Annotated in this window: 3 protein-coding genes; all 3 read left to right on the top strand. The window is 42.9% G+C overall.

What is annotated here, in order from left to right; all coding sequences use genetic code 11:
- Positions 1-48 precede the first annotated feature (48 nt).
- A complete protein-coding gene (locus CEV08_RS09200; protein ID WP_100131283.1) occupies positions 49-330 on the top strand; it encodes a type II toxin-antitoxin system YafQ family toxin in 282 nt (93 codons plus the stop codon).
- Positions 320-511 (top strand): hypothetical protein, encoded by a 192-nt coding sequence (locus tag CEV08_RS09195; RefSeq protein WP_100131282.1) that lies wholly within the window; start codon positions 320-322, stop codon positions 509-511. The genes CEV08_RS09200 and CEV08_RS09195 overlap by 11 nt, the downstream gene beginning before the upstream one ends.
- A gap of 131 nt (positions 512-642) precedes the next feature.
- Positions 643-1263: phage tail tape measure protein (locus tag CEV08_RS09190; protein ID WP_100131281.1), on the top strand; the 621-nt coding region annotated here is incomplete at its 3' end.

Here is a 1263-nt window from a genome sequence, read left to right as displayed (position 1 = left end):
GCAACTTAAAAAAGTTTCATTCCGTAGACGAATTATTTGATGATCTCTATGCGGACGATTGAACGTACCACCATTTTCAAACGTGATTTCAAGCGTGAAATGAAAGGACGATATCGGCATCTTTTAAGTACAGATTTGCATCAAGTCATTGTGGCATTAGCARATGATCAACCTTTAGAACTTCGATATCATGACCATGCATTAACTGGAAATTGGAAAGATTATCGGGATTGTCATATTCGACCTGATCTAGTGTTTATTTACCGCTTGGTTGATCAAGACCGATTGATTTTAGTGCGTCTTGGCGTTCATTCACAACTTGATTTTTAATCACCTCCCCACCTATGAGGCTATGGAAGGAATAGCCATGCTTTTAGCCGATATGTCTCATGAATCTGTTGAACTCATTAATCGTCTTGATGTTATCGATATTATGGCAGTGTTTAAGGCATTTTTTGCTTTTTTTTCCACACGCCAATCCTATCAGCTGGACAATTTGGGGCAGAACTAGCCCTTTATTATCACTGGGCGCCTTCAGAGATTAACCAGATGGATTGGCTTGATGTGATTTCCTATCGAGAAGAACTCGCGCGCTTGAAAGCCCTAGAATATGAAAGCCAAATGTTAGGATAATATGCGATCATGGATGTTTCTCTTGTTGTGCGTTTTGTCAATCATCTGCAAGAGGGGATCACTTCTGCCAAGCGAGACTTAAGAGCCTTTAGTTTAGATGTTGCGCATTTTCAAAACCAGACACGCAAGCATTTTAAAGGGTGGTTTGACCCTGAGCATTTGAGCGAAGCAACAGCCCATGCAGAAAATGCTTATATTCATGTGCGTGGGCGCATGGTGGGGGCTGTTGCTCAAACCGCTACCCTAATTGCTCCTCTCTATAAAGCCATGCAATTTGACCAATCAATGAAGGGTTTGGAAAAGGTTCTGGATGCCCCCCTTGATCGTTTAAAACAATTGCGCCGTTTTGCCCTTGAGACGTCTACAAAAATCCCTTTGGCAGCCCGTGAAGTCTTAGAATTGATGACCAGTGCCAGCCAAGCAGGTATTGGTGAACAAGATCTCGAGGCTTTTAGTATTTATGCTGCCAAAGCGGCCGTTGCTTTTGATATGAGCGGGGATGAGATTGGGGAGCGCTTTGCCAAATTACGCAATGTCTTTAAGCTTAATCAGGAAGGTATTGAAGATTTAGGGGATGCCATCAACCATCTCTCTAACCACATGGCAGCCAAGGCCAGTGAGGTTTCTGAT

This window comes from Bartonella tribocorum (genome assembly GCF_002778015.1).
Lineage (GTDB): Bacteria > Pseudomonadota > Alphaproteobacteria > Rhizobiales > Rhizobiaceae > Bartonella > Bartonella tribocorum_B.
Note: the sequence above shows the minus strand (reverse complement) of the source record. Positions and strands in the feature narration are given on the sequence as shown.